This window comes from Luteibacter sp. UNCMF331Sha3.1 (genome assembly GCF_900109915.1).
Taxonomy (GTDB): domain Bacteria; phylum Pseudomonadota; class Gammaproteobacteria; order Xanthomonadales; family Rhodanobacteraceae; genus Luteibacter.
The window spans coordinates 1,018,495-1,036,861 of sequence record NZ_FOBU01000002.1 but is presented as its reverse complement, the minus strand read 5'-3'; the positions used below and the strand labels follow the sequence as shown (position 1 = coordinate 1,036,861).

Sequence of the window (18,367 nt, the reverse complement as noted above, 5' to 3'; positions counted from 1 at the left end):
TCATAGAATTCCTAGGAATTTCCGGCCAATATATCTTTCAGCGGCCACTTATACGAAAAACGACTATGTTCGACCTGCGCCAACTGCGCTACTTCGTGGAAGTAGCGGAAACCCTGAGCTTCACCCAGGCGGCGCAGCGTCTGCATATCTCGCAGCCGCCGTTGTCCCAGCAGATCCAGTCGCTCGAAGCCGACCTCGGCGTGCGCCTGCTGGACCGCAACCGCCGCCGCGTCGCGCTCACGGAGCCCGGCCGGCTGTTCCTGGCCGAGGCCAGGGCGATCCTGGCGCGGGCGGAAAGCGCGCGGACCGTGGTCGCCGAGGCGGCCGCGGGTTTCACCGGCCAGCTGAGACTGGCCTATGCGGTGTCCGTATCATTCCATCGCGCGCTGCCGGAAACGTTGCTCCGGTTCTCACATGCGGCACCCGGCGTGAGCCTGCATCTGAGCGAGATGCTCACGGGCAACCAGTACGACGCCATCCTTTCCGGCCAGATCGACGTCGGCCTGCTGCGTGCCCACCCGGAAGGCGTGGCCAACGCGCGGCAGCTGAACGTGGAGGTCATCGACCAAGAGCCGCTCGTGATCGCCCTGCCCGCCACGCACCGGCTCGCGAAGCGTCCGTCGGTTCGCATGACCGAGCTCGCCACCGAGCGCTTCGTCGCGCCGCCGCGCGCCCACGCGGTAACCCTCACGGACCGCCTCGCGCTCCTGGCCGACAAGGCAGGGTTCCGGCCGAACCTCCGGCAGGAAGCGCAGCAGATCCCGTCGCTGCTGCCGCTCGTGGCCGCCGGGCTGGGCGTGGCGCTGGTTCCAGCCTCGCTGCGGGCCGTGCATCTGGACGGGGTCGCCTTCGTGCCCGTGGACGATCCGGACGCCCACCTGTTGCTCGCGGTGGCGTCCCGCGTGGACAATACGTCGCCGGTGCTGGAGAGTTTCCTTCGCACCGTCCGCGAAGCCCGGGCGAAGCTCGGACTCACCTGAAAGACGAACGGCGTCGGGCGCTTGCGTTACCCCGGCCGGATCGTTACAATCCCGTTTTTCCCCGTTCGTAAAGTATCAGGAGCTGGCCGTGAAGGTGCTTTCCTCTTTGAAGTCCGCGAAGTCGCGTCACCGTGACTGCAAAGTCGTTCGCCGTCGCGGCAAGGTGTTCGTGATCTGCAAGAGCAACCCGCGTTTCAAGGCTCGTCAGCGCTGATCCAGCCGCGACGTGTCTGAAGAAAAGGCCGCGAAAGCGGCCTTTTTTTTTGCGTCGGTGGAAGCCGGCCTGCTGGCGATGGGTGCTTGCCGCCAGCAGGCTGGCTTCCACCGAGCCGCTTATGGCGCGGTTGGCAGCACCAGATAGCCTTCGTAAGCCGTCACACGACCCAGTATCGGCAGCGAGGCCGCTACTTCGAAATGGAAGTGCCCTTCCCGCCCGGTCTCCCGCGCCGTGATCGAAGGTGCGAGCCACCGCGGCCATGGCAGGCCGAGCACCGTCATGCGGACCAGCGCCATGTCGAGCCCACCGTCCACGACATGCAGCCGGAAACGGAACGCGACCGGGCCGAGTCGTTCGACGAGCTGACCGTCGGCCAGACGCATGCGGGAACGCATCGTCATGTGCGGAAACCGCCGCGTCCAGCGTTCCTGCGTTGCGTCGGCGTCCAGCTCGAAGACGAAATCGTCCTCCACGCGCGTGACCGGCACCCCGACGATCCGCCCGAAGCACCGCCCGACCCATGACGTCGGACCGTCGACCGTGCAGCGTCCCGCGAGGCGCACGCGCCCGCGCAGCGAATGGAACCGGCGCACCACGTCGTCGAGGCGATCGAACTCGGCACCCATCGCCTGTGCGTACAACGAGCGCTCGTGCCTCACAGGCCCACCGTGTCGATGGCGAGTCCGTGCGATTCGGCCAGGATGTCGTCCAGCGAGAGCATGCCGAGGCACGGCATGGCACCACGCCGGGCAAGCCGGCCTTCTTTCATCGCACGCACCATCGCCGCCGCCGCGAGCGTCGGCACGTAGGGGCCGTCGCCATCGAGGGCGACGAGGAACCAGCGTCGCTCCACGGCCATGCCGCCCGTGCGCCCCCTTACCACGACGTGCATCGCTCCGCCGGCGGTGCCAAGCGGAAGAAAAAGGTCGCTCGCCCGTTTCAGCCATCCGGCGTGCCGACGCCAGTCGCGTACTACACCGACGTGCCGCAGCCATGCGAGGACGCTCATGCCCCAGTGGAGCACCGTCAGTTCCAGTCCGCCGCCGAACGAGACGTCGCGAGCCGACGGGTAACGCGACGGCAGCAGCTCCAGGTCCGGTACGTCGCAGTCGGAGACATAGCGCGGCCCGACCGGTGCCGGATACGTCACGCGCCGCGGTCGCAGCCAGCCCGTGGTGTGCTGAACACGCGCATCGCGCCGCACGTCGAACGTGGAGCCGCAATACCCGAGGATCGCCCTGACCGTGGCGAGGCCCCGCTCGGTGCGATTGCCCGGATTGATGCCGATGTCGATCGCGTCCACGTGATCGAGGTCCGCGGCGATGCGCTCCACCGCCGCGCCCGAGAGGGCCGGCACGGAACTGGCGCCGCTGACGACGAGTACGCCGGCGGCGCTCGCGGCGGCGTCGAGGCGACCGATGTCGCAGACGAAGCGGCGGCCATCGGCGAGGTCGACGTAGTGGGCACCGATCGCGATCGCGGCCTCGGCCACGCGGTAATCCTGCGACTGGAAGGGTCCGCCGGTATGCGCGATCACCGCCGGTGCGATCGCTCGCAATCGCGTGACGACGTCGGCCGCGTCGATGTCGAGCGCGATGCCTTCGGACGTGATGTCGCCCCCGGGCGATAGCAGGCTGGCGGCCATGGCCTGTGCTTTCGCCGCGTCGCGGCCCGCGACGATAACGTGGATGCCTGCGATCCGTGCCAGCCGGTTGGCGAGCCGCCGGCCGAAGAAACCGTAGCCGCCGATGACGAGTACGCGAAACCGCTCCATGCCGTCCGCCATGATGTCCCTTTCGGATGATGTCCGGCGGATTGTAGTGTGTCGCTCAGCCGCGTGCTTCGGTCAGGTAGGGTGAATCGGGGATGTCGCCCGTGTCGCCCATGAACACGCAGTTGCGGCCCGCGCGCTTGGCGCGATACAGCGCCGCGTCGGCCACGACCAGCAAACGGTGCAGCTCGAACCCGCACGGTGTACTGCTGGCGATGCCGAAACTGGCGGTCACCACCAGATCGGGATGCGTCTGCGTGGCCGAGGTGGCCGCGATCGACAGACGCAGCTGCTCCGCGCGCGCCCTCGCCTGCGGCGGACTGCAATCGGGCAGCAGTACCGCGAACTCCTCGCCACCGAGCCGCCCGAAGACGTCGCACGCGTGCAATGCCCGCCGGCAGACGTCGACGGCGCGCTTGAGCACCTCGTCGCCCACCGCGTGGCCGTGCGTATCGTTGACGTTCTTGAAATGGTCGAGGTCGAACAGGATGAGGCACACGCCGCGATCCGAACGTGCGCCGTACGCAAGCACGCGCTCGGCCTGCTCCACGAAGTGTTCGCGATTGCAGATGCCGGTCAGGCCGTCGCGCCGCGCCAGCTTCATGAAGCGCAGCTGCGACCGGCGCAGCCACAACACGAGCCACGCGATGGCCGCCAGGCTCGCGAGCAACACGACGATGTAAAGCCGGCCGGTTTCCGCCTCCTTGCGATCGAGCGCCCCGGTCAGACGCAGGATCTCGTTCTGCCGGTTGAGCGCATCGACTTCCGCTTTTCGCGCGGTCAGTTGCTGGTCGACGATCTGATAGGCGAGGCTCCGGGCGCTGACGTCGTCCAGGTGGGCCTTGTCCGCCGCCATGTACTGCTTGTGGTACGCCAGCGCCGCCGCCGTGTTGCCCAGGCGCTGTTCCGTTTCGTAAAGCACCTCGTAGCCGATGCGTCGCGAATCCATGAACTCTTCGCGGCTCGCGTTGGCGACCGCGGAAAGACCGTAACGTCGTGCGTTGGGGAGGTCGCCAAGCTGGAGGTACGCCTTCGCGAGCGTCGCATCGAACTCGGCGAGCAGCACGGGGTAGCTCAGCGACCGCATCGCCTCGCGATTCGCCGTCAGCAACGCCACGGCCTCGGCGGGGCGTCCCTTGTCGACGTAGAACGCCGCGATGTCGGCGCGCATGGTCTGCCCGAACACGTCGTCGCCCACGTTCATGCAGACTTCGATGGCGCGCTGGAACATCGGATCGATCGCCTGCAGCCGGTTGGCCTCGCGTCGCGCACGCAGGAGATGTTCGGCGCCCTTGCAGATGGTGTCCCCGGGTGGCGGGTTGTCGACCATTTCCTGCGCGTACGCTTCCGCCTGCTCGAACTGTCCTGCCGAACTCAACAATTGCGACGCTTCGCCGAGCCCCATGAAGCGCGCCTTGCGGTCGCGTATCGAGGGCATCATTTCCTGCAGCTGGTTCAGTCGCTTGAACGCTTCTTCATAGCGATGCGCGACGCCGAGGAGATTGACGAGCGTGGCCGTCGCACGAAACCGCAGCACGTTGTTGGTCGCATTGTCGGCGACATCTTCGAGCGCCTTCCTGCCCAGCTCGTAGTCGCCCAGCCAGGTGGCGCGCCACCCCTGGATGTAATGCAGGCGCCACCGATCCTCCGGCGCGAGCTTCGCCTCGATGGGCAACAACTGGTCGATGAGCCGGCCGGCGGTCGCGGGATCGGAACCCTTGATCGCATCGGCACGGGAGAGGATCGCCGCAGGCGACGACGGATTGGCCGCGGCTTCGTCCGCCTGCGCCGCCGTCGCCGCCCCCGCGAGCATCGCGGCAGCCCACAGACGGAGCGCGTGGCGCGCGAGTCGCGTCACGGCGTCAGCGCGACTCGTCCGAAACCGGGGTACGCGAAATCGCAGGGCCATCGTCTTCCTTGTCGTTTTCTTCCTTGTCGTCGCCGGGGACCTCGACCTCGTCGGGTCCGATCTGCATCTGCGCGACGATGAACGGGCGTTCGCCCAGGAGGCGATGCAGCGTCTCGCGATCGCCGTCCATCAGGGCGGCTCGCGTCGCATCGTCGATATCGGTATCGGCAAGGGCGGCCGCGAGCGTCTCCGCGTCGGCATGACGCAGCGTCGCGTCGCTACCGACGCGCTCGAGAAATTCGATGACCTTGCCCATGACCCTGCCCCTGGGCCGGCGGATGCGCCCGGACCCGTCCCGCCAGCCTCCCCTCGAGGCCGCCTGCGTGCGGATCATAGCCCTCCCCGTCCCTTCGGAGTAGTAGGCCACTCGGCTGGGTCGAACGGACGATGCGCCGCCGGCCTTAGCTGGCATGACAGCCAATTCAGTCGTCGAGATAGACGATGCACTCAATGCCCTGCCGGGCCATCTTCGCGTACGGGCAGAGACGTTCCGTATGGCGTACCAGCGTGGCGGCCAGGCGGCGTTCCACGCCCGGCAGCGCGATGCGTACCGTGGCCGTCAGGGTGAACAGGCCATCCATCGGATCGCGCCCGAAGGTCACTTGCGCGGTGACTTCGGCGTCGGGGATCTCGATTCGTTCGCGTGCGGCCAGAAGGCTCAGCGCACCATGGAAGCAGGCGGCGAACCCGGCCGCGAACAGTTGCTCGGGATTGGTGCCGCCGCCCGGCCCGCCGAGCTCCGTCGGCAGGCGCAGCGCCAGCTCCAGCTCGCCGTCGTGCGACCGGGCGACGCCCGAGGCCCGCCCGTGCTTCGCCTCGCCGCCGGTAACGGCGACGGTGGCGGTATACAGCGGCTGGAAGTCCTCGCCGCTGTACCTGTCGAGGAAGGAAAGCGGCGGACGTGTGGGTTTCACCGCGCGATCCTTTCCTCAGGTCGTGGGCTGACTGGCGAACCAGGCATCGAAGTCGATCTTGCCCAGGCGCGCGGTGCCCTTCGGCACGAGCGTGTTCTCGCCGAGCTTCGCGCCGAAGTACAGCGTGTTCGCGTCGCCCACCACCTTCCGGGGATCACCCTTCTTCCGCAGGAAGTCCGACACCAGCGCAGCCATGCCGATCCGTCGCGGCCCACCGATTTCCACGATGCCGTTGGTCGGCGGCTCGATGGCGATCTCGGCGACCAGCTCGGCGACGTCGTCCGACGCGATGGGCTGGATGTTCTGCGTGGTCACGTGGATGCCGTCGGCCTTCTCGCCGGACTGCACGATGCCCGCCAGGAACTCCATGAACTGCGTCGAATGGACGATGGTGTACGGCACGCCGGACGCCTTGATGGCCTTCTCCTGCGCGACCTTGCCCCAGAAATAGTCGCTGCCCAGCTCGGCCAGCTCCTGGGTACCCACGACCGAAAGGGCCACGTGATGCTTCACGCCCGCCTTCTTTTCCGCCGCGGCGATGTTCGCACCGGCGCGGGCGAACTTGTCCTCGACCTCGGCCCTCACGAACACCAGGAAGTTGGAGAGGTCGATGACCGTGTCCACGCCCTTCATCGCCTCGTCGAGGCCGGCGCCCGTGAGCGTGTCCACGCCGCTGGACGGCGACGCGCCGACCACCTCGTAACCCTTCGCGGCAAGCCGCTGGACGACCCGCGAACCGATGAGGCCCGTGGCCCCGATGACGAGAAATTTCATGACGTGTGTCCTCTGTTCGTGCGTATGGAAAAGCGTAGGCGCCTGGCCGCGCGGCCGGTAGCCGCGCAGCCGGGCTCACCGTGTTGCCGAAGAGGCAACAATGGGAAGATCGGAGCCGCATTCGAGGTCCATGTCGCGGATGGCGGCGATCATGAAATCGATGAAGACGCGGATGCGGGATGGCAGCTGCTGCCGGCTCTGGTAGCAGATGTAGTGGCCGCGATCGTCGGGCGCGAATTCGGGCAGGCAGGCCTCCAGCGCGCCGGAGCGCAGGTGCTCGCAGACCTGGTAGCCCGGCAGTTGCGCCACGCCGCGGCCGTCGAGCACCGCCTGGAGTACCAGATCGGCGTCGTTGAAGGCCTCCATGGAGGGCGGCAGCAGCTTGCGCAGGCGCCCCTCCACCTTGAACTCCCAGTCCGCCACGCGGCCCGACGCGAGTCGGTAATGCACGGCGCGGCGGGCAAGCAGGTCGTCCACCTGTTCGATGTCGCCGTGCTCGCGCAGGAACGCCGGCGTCGCGACGACGAACATCTGCATGGGAATGATCTGGCGCGCGATCACCTGGCTGTCTTCCATGCGGCCGTTGCGGAACGCGACGTCGATGCGATCGCCGGTGAAATCGACGGCGCGATCGTCCAGCACCAGATCGAGCGCGATCTCCGGGTACGCGTCGCGGAACCGACGCAGCAGGGGCGCCACGACCTGCCGGCCGAATCCGACGGGCGTACCGATGCGCAGCTGGCCGCGCGGCGGTCCGTCGCGAAGCTCGCGCATGTCGTCGAGCGCCTGCGCGATGCGCTCGACACCGGGATGGCAGTTCTCGAAGAAGATCTCGCCTTCGGCGGTGAGCGACGTGCTTCGGGTGGTTCGCGAGAAGAGGCGCGCACCGACCTGCAGTTCGAGCTTCTGCACACTGCGGCTGACGGCGGAACGGCCGATGCCGAGGCGGTCGGCGGCACGCGCGAAGCTGCCTTCGGTCACGACGGCGATGAAGGCGATGACGCCCGCGTAACTCGCCGAGAACGACGTGGCCAGGGCGTCCGGCGCGGGTGCCGGCGACGGATGGAGGGAATGGATGGACATGGGGTTACTTCCTCATCGCAGCGTGCGCGTGGATACGTGCGTGCGCGTCGTCGACCAGCCGACGGCAGGCTTCCGTATCGCGGTTGAGCAGGGACGCGACGACGTCGATACTGGTTTCGAAGACATCGCTGAGCAGCACCGCCAGGCGCGCGTCCGCCGGCAGCTGGTCGAGCGCGTCGAGGAGCCCGAGCCAGACGGCCTGATCCGGCTGCCGCTCGGCGGCCCATCGACTGCGCAGTCGCTCGTAGGTGGAATGCATCGGCTCCATATCCAACAGACGCGCCAGCCTGTCCGTTTGTGACGCGTGGCATTGGTGCGCGTTGCGCAACACCGTGATCACGCTCGCGGACCTACCGCCGTCGTGGCCGGCGACCTAGCTTGTGGACGTCCCGCCACACGGCGGACCACGCATCGCCCACGAGAGGATCCCCGCCATGAATACGCAGACCGCCCCGGCCGACGCCGCGCAGCAACCCGTCGCTCCGGTCACCCGCATCGACTACATGAAAGAGACGCCGGAGCTCACGAAGAAGCTCATGGAACTCAGCATGCTCGATGCGAAGACCTCGCTCGGCGAGACCATCCACGACCTCGTGAAGATCCGCGCCTCGCAGCTGAACGGCTGCAGCTTCTGCGTCGACATGCACGTGAAGCAGGCGACCATCCACGGCGAGCGCGCCCTGCGCCTCCACCACATCGCGACGTGGCGGGAGTCCAACATGTTCGTGCCGAAGGAACGCGCCGCCCTCGCATGGACGGAAGTACTCACGCACATCCCGGCGGCCGGCGTGCCGGACGACATCTACCAGCGCGTGCGCGGCCAGCTGTCGGAGAAGGAAATCGCCGAGCTGACCTGGTCGATCATGATCATCAACGCCTGGAACCGCGTGAACGTCGCGTTCCGCCCCGTGCCGGGCGCTTTCGACAAGGAATGGCACCTCGACAAGGCTAACCTTTCGTAACCGCCCGCCCTGACTGGAGAATCGACCATGAAGAAGATGACGACACTGGCTGCGATCCTTGGCCTGGCAATGGCTCCGGCGGCCTTCGCCCATGGTGCCGACCACGGCGGCAACGGCGGCGCCCCGATGGCCAAGGTCAACGAGCTTTTCACGAAAGCCGTTGCCGATAACCCGAACAAAGAGATCACGCTGATCACCGTCGACTACCCGCCCGGTGCCGTGGATCCCGTGCACAAGCACTACGCCCAGACCGTGGTCTACGTGATCTCGGGCCAGATCGTCATGGGCGTGAAGGGCCAGCCCGACAAGACGCTCAACCCGGGCGACACGTACTACGAAGGCCCCGACGACGTGCACACGGTCGGCCGCAACGCCAGCAAGACGAAGCCGGCGAAGTTCGTGGTGTTCCTGCTGAAGGACAAGGGCGCACCGATCCTGACGCCGACGGACGACAAGGGCGCACCGGTCGCGATGCCGGGTCACTGACTCCGGTTGCCGCCCGTTGCTTTCTGCAGGAGCCGCTATGGCGGCTCCTGCATGAGCGGGGTCGCTGCGACAGGACGATCGGCCTGTCTTGCCGTTTTTCCACAAGACCCGTCACAAAACGCCCGTCATGATCGTCTTGATGGGAATGACCGACGCCACGACCACGTTCTCCGCCCTGCGGCCCCGTCTGCACGGCATCGCCTATCGCATGCTCGGCTCCGTCGCCGAAGCGGAAGACGTGGTGCAGGATATCTGGCTGAGCTGGAACGGCGCCTGCCAGGACGCCATCGACAATGCCGAGGCGTGGCTCGTCGCCGCGACCACGCGGCGGTCGATCGACCGGCTGCGCGCCGCGAAGGCGCGCCGCGAGGACTACGTCGGCATCTGGCTCCCCGAGCCGGTGCTGACCGATGAAGGTGCCTCCCCCGAGGACATCCAGGAGCTGGCGGACGACGTGTCCGTGGCATTCCTGCTGTTGCTCGAGCGGCTGTCGCCGGAGGCGCGCGCGGCGTTCCTGCTTCGCGAGGTCTTCGATGTCGACTATCCCGAGATCGCCGAGACCATCGGCAAGAGCGAGGCCGCCTGCCGGCAGCTGGTGCACCGCGCGAAGGATCAGCTACGGAACGAGCGCGCGCGTCAGCGCGTACCGTGCGAGCAGCACCTCGCCCTGATGCGGCGATTCGCCGACGCCATGGCCAAGGGCGATTTCTACGCGATCCGTTCCATGCTCGCCGTGGACGCCGACCTGTCGGGCGACGGTGGCGGCAAGGTCACGAGTTTCCCGAAACCGCTGCTCGGCGGGCAGCGCATCGCGCAGCTCTTCTATGCGGCGCACCTGCGTTATGGCGAAGGTGTCGACGTGCGCGTCGTGCGGATCAACGGCGAGTGGTCGTTGCTGCGCTTCATCGACGGCGAGCTCGAGTCGGCGCAGACCTATGTCACGGATGGGGAGAAGATCCACCACATCCACGTGCAGCGCAATCCGGACAAGCTGGAGCGCATCGTGCAGGGCGTGCAGGGGTTCGACCGGGTTTCGTGATAGACAGTGTGGCGAGATTGCCCGCTGCCGCGGGTTCGCCGGCAAGCCGGCTCCCACAAGAGCCAGGCTGCAGCTAACGGGTGGGAGCCAGCCTGCTGGCTCCCACCGGCTTGCGATCAACGGTAGCGCACGCTCTTGATCTCGTACGTCTTCACGCCATTGGGGGCCGTGAAATCGAACTCGTCGCCTTCGTTCTTGCCGATCAGCGCGCGCGCGATCGGCGAGGAGACGGCGATGAGGTTCTGCTTGATGTCGGCCTCGAGGTCGCCCACGATCTGATAGGTGACCTCGGCTTCGCTATCGAGGTCCACCAGCTCGACGATCGCGCCGAAGACGATACGCGAACCGACCGTCAGGCGCTCGGTGTCGATCACCTCGGAGTTCGACAACGCCGCTTCGAGCTCGTTGATGCGACCCTCGTTGAAGCCGTGCATCTCGCGCGCCGCGTGGTACTCGGCGTTTTCCTTCAGATCGCCATGCGCCCGGGCTTCCGCCACGGCCGCCACGATCTCCGGACGCTTCACGCGCTTCAGGTACTCGAGTTCGTCGCGCAGGCGATCGGCACCCTTCTGGGTCATCGGAGGACGGGTTGCGCTCATGCGTTCAGCTCCTTGTGGAGGTCCTGCAGGCTGTTCACTTCCGGGTCCGCGTGGAAATCGAGCGAGTGCACCAGGGCACGCGCACCTGCGACGGTGGTGGAATACGTCACGCGCTGCTGCAGGGCCTCGCGACGGATCGAGAACGAATCGGAAATGGCCTGCTTGCCCTCCGTCGTGTTGACGATGTAGACCACCTCGCCGTTCTTGATCAGGTCGACGATGTGCGGACGGCCTTCGAGCACCTTGTTGATGCGCTCGCACGGCACGCCGTTGTTCTGCAGGAACGTCGCGGTACCCGAGGTGGCGACCACCACGTAGCCGCGGGCGGCGACGTCGCGGGCGATCGGCAGCAGGCGGTCCTTGTCGGCATCGCGCACCGACATGAACACCTTGCCCTTCGGCGGCGCCTTGATACCGGCGGCCTCGTGACCACGCGCGAAGGCGGCACCGAAGGTGCGGCCGACGCCCATCACCTCGCCGGTCGAACGCATCTCGGGGCCGAGGATCGGATCGACGTTCTGGAACTTCAGGAACGGGAAGATGGCTTCCTTCACCGAGTAGTACGACGGGATGATTTCCTTCGTCGCGCCCTGCTCCACCAGCGTGCGGCCGGCCATGGCGCGCGCGGCGATCTTCGCCAGCGACATGCCCGTGGCCTTGCACACGAACGGCACGGTACGCGATGCGCGCGGGTTCACCTCGAGGATGAAGACGTCGTCGCCCTGGATCGCGAACTGGGTGTTCATCAGGCCGACGACCTTCAGCTCGCGCGCCATCATTTTCACCTGGCGACGCATTTCGTCCTGCACTTCCTGACTGAGCGAATACGGCGGCAGCGAGCACGAGCTGTCGCCCGAGTGCACGCCCGCTTCTTCGATGTGCTCCATGATGCCGCCGATGAGCACGTTGCCCTCGGCGTCGGCCACGATGTCGACGTCGACTTCGACCGCGTGGTCGAGGAAGCGGTCGAGCAGCACCGGCGACTCGTTGGACACCTGCACCGCCTCGCGGATGTAGCGCGAGAGGTCGGAGTCGGCGTGAACGATCTCCATGGCGCGGCCACCGAGCACGTAGCTCGGGCGCACGACCAGCGGATAGCCGATCTCGCGTGCCAGCGCCAGCGCTTCGTCGGCGTTGCGCGCCGTGCGGTTCGGCGGCTGCTTGAGGTCGAGCTTCTGGATCATCTTCTGGAAGCGCTCGCGATCCTCTGCGAGGTCGATCGAGTCGGCGCTGGTGCCGATCACCGGCACGCCGGCGGCCTCGAGCGCGCGCGCGAGCTTCAGCGGGGTCTGGCCGCCGTACTGCACGATCACGCCCTTCGGCTTCTCGAGGTCGACGATCTCCAGCACGTCTTCCAGCGTCAGCGGCTCGAAGTACAGGCGGTCGGAGGTGTCGTAATCGGTCGAGACGGTTTCCGGGTTGCAGTTGACCATGATGGTTTCGAAACCATCCTCGCGCAGGGCGAGCGCGGCGTGCACGCAGCAGTAGTCGAACTCGATGCCCTGGCCGATGCGGTTCGGGCCACCGCCCAGCACGATGATCTTGTCGCGGTTGGTCGGGCTGGCCTCGCACTCTTCCTCGTACGTGGAGTACATGTACGCGGTGGTGGTGGCGAACTCGGCGGCGCAGGAGTCGACGCGCTTGTACACCGGGCGCACGCCGAGCGTGCGACGCAGGTGACGCATCGCGCCCTCGTCGGTACCGACGAGCTCGGCCAGACGCGCGTCGGAGAAGCCCATGCGCTTCAGCTCGCGGATGCGCGGCTCGTCCAGCGCGGTGACGCCCTGGCGCTGCACTTCGCCTTCGGTCATCACGATGTCTTCGAACGCGGCGAGGAACCACGGGTCGATGCGCGTGAGGTCGTGCACTTCCTGCAGCGAGAGGCCGGCGCGGAACGCGTCGGCGACATGGAACACGCGATCGGGGCGCGGCTCGCGCAGCTCGCGCTTGAGCGTGAGGAAGCCTTCTTCGCTACCGATGTCGAGGCCGGTCGGGTTGAGGCCCGTCTTGCCGATCTCGAGGCCGCGCAGGGCTTTCTGCATCGATTCGTGGAAAGTACGACCCATCGCCATCACTTCGCCCACCGACTTCATCTGCGTGGTGAGGCGGGCGTCGGCGGCCGGGAACTTCTCGAACGCGAAACGCGGGATCTTGGTGACGACGTAGTCGATCGACGGCTCGAAGGACGCCGGCGTGAGGCCGCCGGTGATGTCGTTCTTGAGTTCGTCGAGCGTGTAGCCCACCGCGAGCTTGGCGGCGACCTTCGCGATCGGGAAGCCGGTGGCCTTGGAGGCCAGCGCCGACGAACGCGACACGCGCGGGTTCATCTCGATGACGACCACGCGACCGTCTTCGGCGTTGATGCCGAACTGCACGTTGGAACCGCCGGTGTCGACGCCGATCTTGCGCAGCACCGCGATGGATGCGTTACGCAGGCGCTGGTATTCCTTGTCGGTGAGCGTCTGCGCCGGCGCGACGGTGATCGAATCGCCAGTGTGCACGCCCATCGGATCGAAGTTTTCGATCGAGCAGACGATGATGCAGTTGTCCGCGGAGTCGCGGACCACTTCCATTTCGAATTCCTTCCAGCCAAGCACCGACTCTTCGACCAGCACTTCGTGCGTGGGCGAGAGCTCGAGGCCGCGGCCGACGATCTCGATGAATTCTTCCTTGTTGTACGCGATGCCGCCACCCGAACCGCCCAGCGTGAAGCTCGGGCGGATGATGGTGGGGAAGCCGACCGTGGTCTGGATCTCGAGCGCCTGCTCCATCGAGCGGGCCACGGCGGCCTTCGGGCATTCCAGGCCGATGTCGGCCATGGCCTTGCGGAACAGGTCGCGGTCTTCCGCCATGCGGATGGCTTCGCGCGACGCGCCGATCAGTTCGACGCCGTAGGTTTCGAGCACGCCGTGGTCGGCGAGGTCGAGCGCGCAGTTGAGGCCGGTCTGGCCGCCCATCGTGGGCAGCACGGCGTCCGGGCGCTCCTTCGCGATGATGCGTTCGACCGTCTGCCAGTTGATCGGCTCGATGTAGACGGCGTCGGCCGTCTCGGGGTCGGTCATGATCGTCGCCGGATTCGAATTGACCAGGACGACGCGGTAACCCTCTTCCTTCAGCGCCTTGCAGGCCTGCGCGCCGGAGTAATCGAACTCGCAGGCCTGGCCGATGACGATCGGGCCGGCGCCGATGACGAGGATGGTCTTGATGTCGGTGCGCTTTGGCATGGTTTCTCTCGCTAAACGTTGGCGGATGGTGGGTGGGCGGCGGTCGGCGTCAGGACGCTTTCTTCGCCTTGCCCTCTTCCATCGCGGCAATGAACTGGTCGAACAGGTAGCCGACGTCCTCGGGGCCCGGGCTCGCTTCCGGGTGACCCTGGAAGCAGAAGGCCGGGCGGTCCGTCAGGGCGAAGCCCTGCAGCGAGCCGTCGAACAGCGAGGTATGCGTCACGCGCACGTTGCCCGGCAGCGTGGCCGGATCGACCGCGAAACCGTGGTTCTGCGAACTGATCAGCACGCGGCCGGTGTCGTGATCCTTCACCGGGTGGTTCGCGCCGTGGTGGCCGAACTTCATCTTCAGCGTCTTCGCGCCGATGGCCAGCGCCATGATCTGGTGCCCGAGGCAGATGCCGAAGACGGGGATCTTCGTGTCGAGGATCTGCTTCGTCGCCTCGATGGCGTAGTCGCACGCTGCCGGGTCGCCCGGGCCGTTGGCGAGGAAGATGCCGTCGGGATTCATCGCGAGCACGTCGGCGGCGAGCGTCTGTGCCGGTACCACCGTGATGTCGACGCCGCGGCCGGCGAGCAGGCGCAGGATGTTCTGCTTCACGCCGTAGTCGTACGCGACCACGCGGAACTTCTTCGGCGCGTTGTAGAACGCCTGCTTGTCGAGGTCGTAGACGCCCTCGCTCCACTGGTAGGTCTTCGTGGTGCTGACGACCTTCGCCAGATCCATGCCGTTGAGGCCCGGGAAGCCCTTCGCCTTTGCCACCGCCGCGTCGACGTCGATGGCGTCGCCCGCGACGATGCAGCCGTTGAGGGCGCCCTTCTCGCGCAGGATGCGCGTCAGGCGACGCGTGTCGATGCCCGCGATCGCGACGACACCGTGGCGCTCGAGATACTGCGGCAGCGGCTCGACGCTGCGCCAGTTGCTGGCCAGGCGCGGCACGTCGCGCACGATCAGGCCGGCCGCGTGGACGCGGTCGGCTTCGACGTCGACGTCGTTGGTGCCGGTGTTGCCGATGTGGGGGTACGTCAGGGTGACGATCTGGCGGGAATACGACGGGTCTGTCAGGATTTCCTGGTAACCGGTCATGGCGGTGTTGAACACCACCTCGCCAACCGTCTCACCGCGGGCACCGACCGCGTGGCCGTGAAAAACGCTGCCGTCTTCGAGAGCAAGCAGAGCAGGAGTACGCATGGGATGGCCGCCTTCAGGTGCAGCAAAGCCCGCAAGCCAGCGTGAAGCGGCTCGTGGGCCTTGGGGATAAGGAATCGTAGGGCGGGTAAGAATGATAGGTGCGAAGAGGCGTTCTGTCCACCGGAAAACGATGAACGGGTCGCGTTTTCATGGGACGCGGGGAATGTCGCCGGGCGCGATACAATGCGCGCCGAGGTACCTATCCGAGAACCGCCCGCATGCTGCTCGACCCCGCCCGCCTGGAACGTCCCGATACCGACATCAGGCACGAGCCGTTTTCGTTCATGATCGCCCACGGCCAGCTGCCGGACGACGCCCGCGGCGAGCTGGACCGGGACTTCCCGCAGTACAGCAGCGCGGGGTTCTTCCCCTACGACGCCAGCGACTGCGGCCCGTCGGTCAACGAACTCGTCGAACAGATGACTTCCCGGGAGTTTTCCGCGGCCATCGGCCGTCACCTGGGCATTCCCGGCCTCGAGAACTACCCGACGCTGGTCACGCTGTGCCGCCTGCTCAATCGCCGCCACGGCACGATCCACACCGACAGCAAGTCCAAGATCGCCACGGCGTTGATCTACCTCAACCCGATGTGGCCCGACACCAGTGACGGCTGCCTGCGTTTCCTGAAGTCGATCAACGACATCGACGACATCGTCGCACCCGAGTTGAAGCCGCTCTACGGCGAGTTCGCCGTGTTCCGCCGCGCAGAGAATTCGTTCCACGGCCACCTGCCATACGAAGGCGAGCGTCGCGTGATCCAGGTCGCCTGGCTCACGTCCGAGGAGGAGAAGGCCCGCAAGACCAAGCGCGGCAAGTTCTCGCGGGTGTTCAAGAAGATCTTCGGCAAGCTGGATCGCAAGGTCGGCGCCGACCGGGACCGGAACGCCTCGCATCCGGATTGAGGCTTCGGCGGCTGGCCCGCTCCCGCGGGTTCGCCAGCAGGCTGGCTCCCACCAGGCCGCCTCCTGCCGGGAGCCAACCCGACTTCGGGAAAGGGCCTGACTTCGGGTGGGAGCCAGCCTGCTGGCGAAGGGCCCGCGACGGCGCTCAGGCAGTGCCGAAATACCACCCCACGAACACCGCGAACACGCCATAGAGCAGCCCGATCGGCATCAGCCAGCGGGCTTCGACCGAACCGCGGCGGAACATCGCCCAGAGCGCCACCACGGCGACCATCGTGATCAGGCCGGCGACGATCAGCGGCGTATCGAAGAGCCACGGCGTGGCGAACAGCGCCAGCGAGCTCGGGATGGTGGCCTGGATCATCATGGCCCCCGAGATGTTGGCCAGCGCGAGGCGTTCCTTGCCTTGTCGCACCCAGATCAACGCGTTGACCGTCTCCGGCAGCTCCGTGGCCACCGGGCTGAGCACCAGCGCGATAAGGTGCGGCGACATCGCGAAATGCGTACCGAGCGCTTCCAGCTGCCAGACGAAGGTGCGCGAAGCGATGGCGATGACCAGCAACGCGAGACCCGTCTGCAGGACGACCCAGCCCATCGCCGGATTGGCTTCGTGTCGACGGAAGGTGAGCGGCTCGAGCTCTTCGTCGTCCGGGCCGCTGGTGTCGTCGCGCATTTCCCGCCAGACGTAGAACGCGTAGGCCGCGAGGAACAGCACGCCCAGCCACGGTTTCCAGGCGAACGCGACGAGACCGAGCCCCACCTTCACCACGAAGATGCCGAGGAACCAGGACTGGTCGCGAGCGAGGCGCCGATTGTCCACGCGCACGCGCGTGTCCTGCCGTTTCAGGCGTTTGCGACCGAGATACAAGGCGATTCCGACCACCGCATAGGCGATGGTGGCGAGCACGAGCGGCCCGCCCAGCGCCGCACCGACGCCGATGTCGCGCGCCTCGGGCGTCTTGCCGAAGATGACGGCGACGAAGGTGACGGCACTCTCGGGCAACGCGGTGCCGAACGCGGCGAGCACGGTGCCGGTGGTGGTGGCACCGAGGCTGAGCTTTCGCCCGAACCATTCCACCCCGTTGACGAAGTATTCGCAGGCGAAATAAATGGCTCCCGCGGACACCAGGAACAGGAAACACGTCAGCAGCATGTCTGGAGCTTTCAGGCCGGGCGAGCGCGCAGAACCGATGGCACAACGACACGGCTCGCCCGGCCCGGGTGAGCATGTCGATGGCCAAAGGTCTCGCCGGGCGGGCGACGCACGATCCGTGCGTCGCTGCCGTTCGCGCCATGGGGTCGTGAGACCGCCAAGTCTGTTGACGCGAACTCCTCAGGGGGAACGAGGATGGCTACTCCCCAATGACTTCGGGGCGCATCTTAACATGGGTTCGAGATCGTGGTGGGAGCCAGCCTGCTGGCGAAGGATGCTTGCGGCAGGCACGCATCGCCAGCAGGCTCGCCCCCACCGAAAAGTGTCAGACCTTCGCGGCGATCACGTCCTCGATGGTCCACGCGCCCGGGGCGCGACCGGCGATCCACGCCGCCGCTTCCAGCGCGCCGCGCGCGAAGATCGAACGATCCGTCGCCCGGTGGCCGAGTTCGATGCGCTCGCCCTGCCCCATGAGCAGCGCCTGGTGCTCTCCGACGATGTCGCCGCCGCGAACGACGGCGAAGCCGATCGTGCCGCTCTTGCGCGCGCCAGGACGCCCTTCGCGCGCGTACACCGCGAGCTCGTCGAGGGACGCGCCACGGCCGGCGGCGGCGGCGTGCCCGAGGGCCAGCGCGGTGCCCGACGGCGCGTCTTCCTTGCGACCGTGGTGCGCTTCGACGATGTCGAGGTCCCACCCTGGCAGCGCCGCGGCGGCTTCGCGAAGCAGGCGCGTCAGCACCGCCACGCCGAGGCTGAAGTTGGCGGCGCGCAGCACCGGGCTGCGTTCGGCCGCCTTGCCGAGGCGATCTTCGAGTTCCGGGGACAGACCGGTGGTGCCGGTGACGAGCGCGGCACCGTTCGCCTCGCAGTACGCGAGCGCGCTGTCGAGGCCTTCGGGGCCACTGAAATCGATGACCACGTCCGCGGCGGTCGCTTCGCTCCAGTCGGAGAAACGCAGCGCGGAGACGTCGCCATAGGCCGCCTTGCCGAGTCGCGCCGAGCCCGGCGAGACGACGGCCTGCACGAGGTCGAAGCGTTCGTCGTCGCGCACCAGGTCGAGCAAGGCGATGCCCATGCGGCCGGAAGCGCCGCTGATGACGAGACGGATGGGACGGGTCATGCGATGGCCTCGTTGGATTCGGACGGCCATCCTAACAGCGGA

At 67.0% G+C, this 18,367-nt stretch carries 19 protein-coding genes and 1 riboswitch; of the genes, 6 read left to right on the top strand and 13 right to left on the bottom strand.

Features of this window, described 5'->3' with window-relative positions; translation table 11 throughout:
- Positions 1 to 65: 65 nt before the first annotated feature.
- Complete coding sequence (locus BMX32_RS13180) at positions 66 to 980, top strand: LysR substrate-binding domain-containing protein (RefSeq protein ID WP_089979446.1); 915 nt, start codon at positions 66 to 68, stop codon at positions 978 to 980.
- An 88-nt stretch (positions 981 to 1,068) separates the two neighbouring features.
- Complete coding sequence (gene ykgO, locus BMX32_RS13175) at positions 1,069 to 1,194, top strand: type B 50S ribosomal protein L36 (protein WP_029213509.1); 126 nt, start codon at positions 1,069 to 1,071, stop codon at positions 1,192 to 1,194.
- Positions 1,195 to 1,313: 119 nt separating this feature from the next.
- Here the strand turns inward: ykgO and BMX32_RS13170 are convergent, their stop codons facing one another.
- The 8 genes from BMX32_RS13170 to BMX32_RS13135 form a co-directional block, all read right to left on the bottom strand.
- Complete coding sequence (locus BMX32_RS13170) at positions 1,314 to 1,856, bottom strand: DUF4166 domain-containing protein (RefSeq protein ID WP_139206734.1); 543 nt, start codon at positions 1,854 to 1,856, stop codon at positions 1,314 to 1,316.
- A complete protein-coding gene (locus tag BMX32_RS13165; RefSeq protein WP_211664214.1) occupies positions 1,853 to 2,983 on the bottom strand; it encodes a saccharopine dehydrogenase family protein in 1,131 nt (376 codons plus the stop codon). Before BMX32_RS13165 ends, BMX32_RS13170 begins: the two co-directional genes overlap by 4 nt.
- 43 nt (positions 2,984 to 3,026) lie before the next feature.
- Positions 3,027 to 4,826, bottom strand: coding sequence for a GGDEF domain-containing protein (locus tag BMX32_RS13160; RefSeq protein WP_029213512.1), 1,800 nt, complete (start codon positions 4,824 to 4,826; stop codon positions 3,027 to 3,029).
- A gap of 4 nt (positions 4,827 to 4,830) precedes the next feature.
- Entirely contained in the window at positions 4,831 to 5,133 is a 303-nt protein-coding gene (locus BMX32_RS13155; protein WP_049808641.1) for a hypothetical protein, read from the bottom strand.
- Positions 5,134 to 5,299: 166 nt separating this feature from the next.
- Positions 5,300 to 5,791: an Ohr family peroxiredoxin gene (locus BMX32_RS13150; RefSeq protein ID WP_089979443.1), complete on the bottom strand. Its 492-nt coding sequence runs from the start codon at positions 5,789 to 5,791 to the stop codon at positions 5,300 to 5,302.
- 15 nt (positions 5,792 to 5,806) lie between these two features.
- The gene (locus BMX32_RS13145; protein WP_029213514.1) at positions 5,807 to 6,565 is read right to left on the bottom strand and encodes an SDR family oxidoreductase; all 759 of its coding nucleotides are present in this window, start codon (positions 6,563 to 6,565) and stop codon (positions 5,807 to 5,809) included.
- Between the two features lie 75 nt (positions 6,566 to 6,640).
- Positions 6,641 to 7,648: a LysR family transcriptional regulator gene (locus BMX32_RS13140; RefSeq protein ID WP_089979441.1), complete on the bottom strand. Its 1,008-nt coding sequence runs from the start codon at positions 7,646 to 7,648 to the stop codon at positions 6,641 to 6,643.
- Positions 7,649 to 7,652: 4 nt separating this feature from the next.
- On the bottom strand, positions 7,653 to 7,988 hold the full coding sequence (locus BMX32_RS13135) for a sigma factor-like helix-turn-helix DNA-binding protein (RefSeq protein WP_139206733.1): 336 nt from the start codon (positions 7,986 to 7,988) through the stop codon (positions 7,653 to 7,655).
- Between the two features lie 94 nt (positions 7,989 to 8,082).
- Here BMX32_RS13135 and BMX32_RS13130 point away from each other — a divergent pair, with 94 nt between their 5' ends.
- The 3 genes from BMX32_RS13130 (at position 8,083) to BMX32_RS13120 (ending at position 10,135) form a co-directional block, all read left to right on the top strand.
- Entirely contained in the window at positions 8,083 to 8,610 is a 528-nt protein-coding gene (locus BMX32_RS13130) for a carboxymuconolactone decarboxylase family protein (RefSeq protein WP_089979440.1), read from the top strand.
- A 27-nt stretch (positions 8,611 to 8,637) separates the two neighbouring features.
- On the top strand, positions 8,638 to 9,096 hold the full coding sequence (locus BMX32_RS13125) for a cupin domain-containing protein (RefSeq protein ID WP_170843651.1): 459 nt from the start codon (positions 8,638 to 8,640) through the stop codon (positions 9,094 to 9,096).
- A 127-nt stretch (positions 9,097 to 9,223) separates the two neighbouring features.
- Entirely contained in the window at positions 9,224 to 10,135 is a 912-nt protein-coding gene (locus BMX32_RS13120) for an RNA polymerase sigma-70 factor (RefSeq protein WP_244511521.1), read from the top strand.
- Positions 10,136 to 10,251: 116 nt separating this feature from the next.
- Here BMX32_RS13120 and greA read toward each other — a convergent pair whose 3' ends face one another.
- From greA to carA, 3 genes are read right to left on the bottom strand one after another with little or no spacing between them, the layout of a single operon-like run.
- Positions 10,252 to 10,734: a transcription elongation factor GreA gene (greA, locus tag BMX32_RS13115; protein WP_049808644.1), complete on the bottom strand. Its 483-nt coding sequence runs from the start codon at positions 10,732 to 10,734 to the stop codon at positions 10,252 to 10,254.
- On the bottom strand, positions 10,731 to 13,958 hold the full coding sequence (carB, locus tag BMX32_RS13110; protein WP_089979438.1) for a carbamoyl-phosphate synthase large subunit: 3,228 nt from the start codon (positions 13,956 to 13,958) through the stop codon (positions 10,731 to 10,733). Before carB ends, greA begins: the two co-directional genes overlap by 4 nt.
- A 49-nt stretch (positions 13,959 to 14,007) precedes the next feature.
- Positions 14,008 to 15,150: a glutamine-hydrolyzing carbamoyl-phosphate synthase small subunit gene (gene carA, locus BMX32_RS13105; protein WP_089979437.1), complete on the bottom strand. Its 1,143-nt coding sequence runs from the start codon at positions 15,148 to 15,150 to the stop codon at positions 14,008 to 14,010.
- A gap of 218 nt (positions 15,151 to 15,368) precedes the next feature.
- Between carA and BMX32_RS13100 the strand changes: the two genes are divergently transcribed.
- The gene (locus tag BMX32_RS13100) at positions 15,369 to 16,052 is read left to right on the top strand and encodes a 2OG-Fe(II) oxygenase family protein (protein ID WP_170843650.1); all 684 of its coding nucleotides are present in this window, start codon (positions 15,369 to 15,371) and stop codon (positions 16,050 to 16,052) included.
- Positions 16,053 to 16,197: 145 nt separating this feature from the next.
- Here BMX32_RS13100 and BMX32_RS13095 read toward each other — a convergent pair whose 3' ends face one another.
- Complete coding sequence (locus BMX32_RS13095; RefSeq protein WP_089979434.1) at positions 16,198 to 17,205, bottom strand: sodium:calcium antiporter; 1,008 nt, start codon at positions 17,203 to 17,205, stop codon at positions 16,198 to 16,200.
- Between the two features lie 23 nt (positions 17,206 to 17,228).
- A riboswitch (yybP-ykoY riboswitch) is annotated at positions 17,229 to 17,425 on the bottom strand.
- Positions 17,426 to 17,530: 105 nt separating this feature from the next.
- Positions 17,531 to 18,325 (bottom strand): 4-hydroxy-tetrahydrodipicolinate reductase, encoded by a 795-nt coding sequence (dapB, locus tag BMX32_RS13090; protein ID WP_089979432.1) that lies wholly within the window; start codon positions 18,323 to 18,325, stop codon positions 17,531 to 17,533.
- Positions 18,326 to 18,367 lie beyond the last annotated feature (42 nt).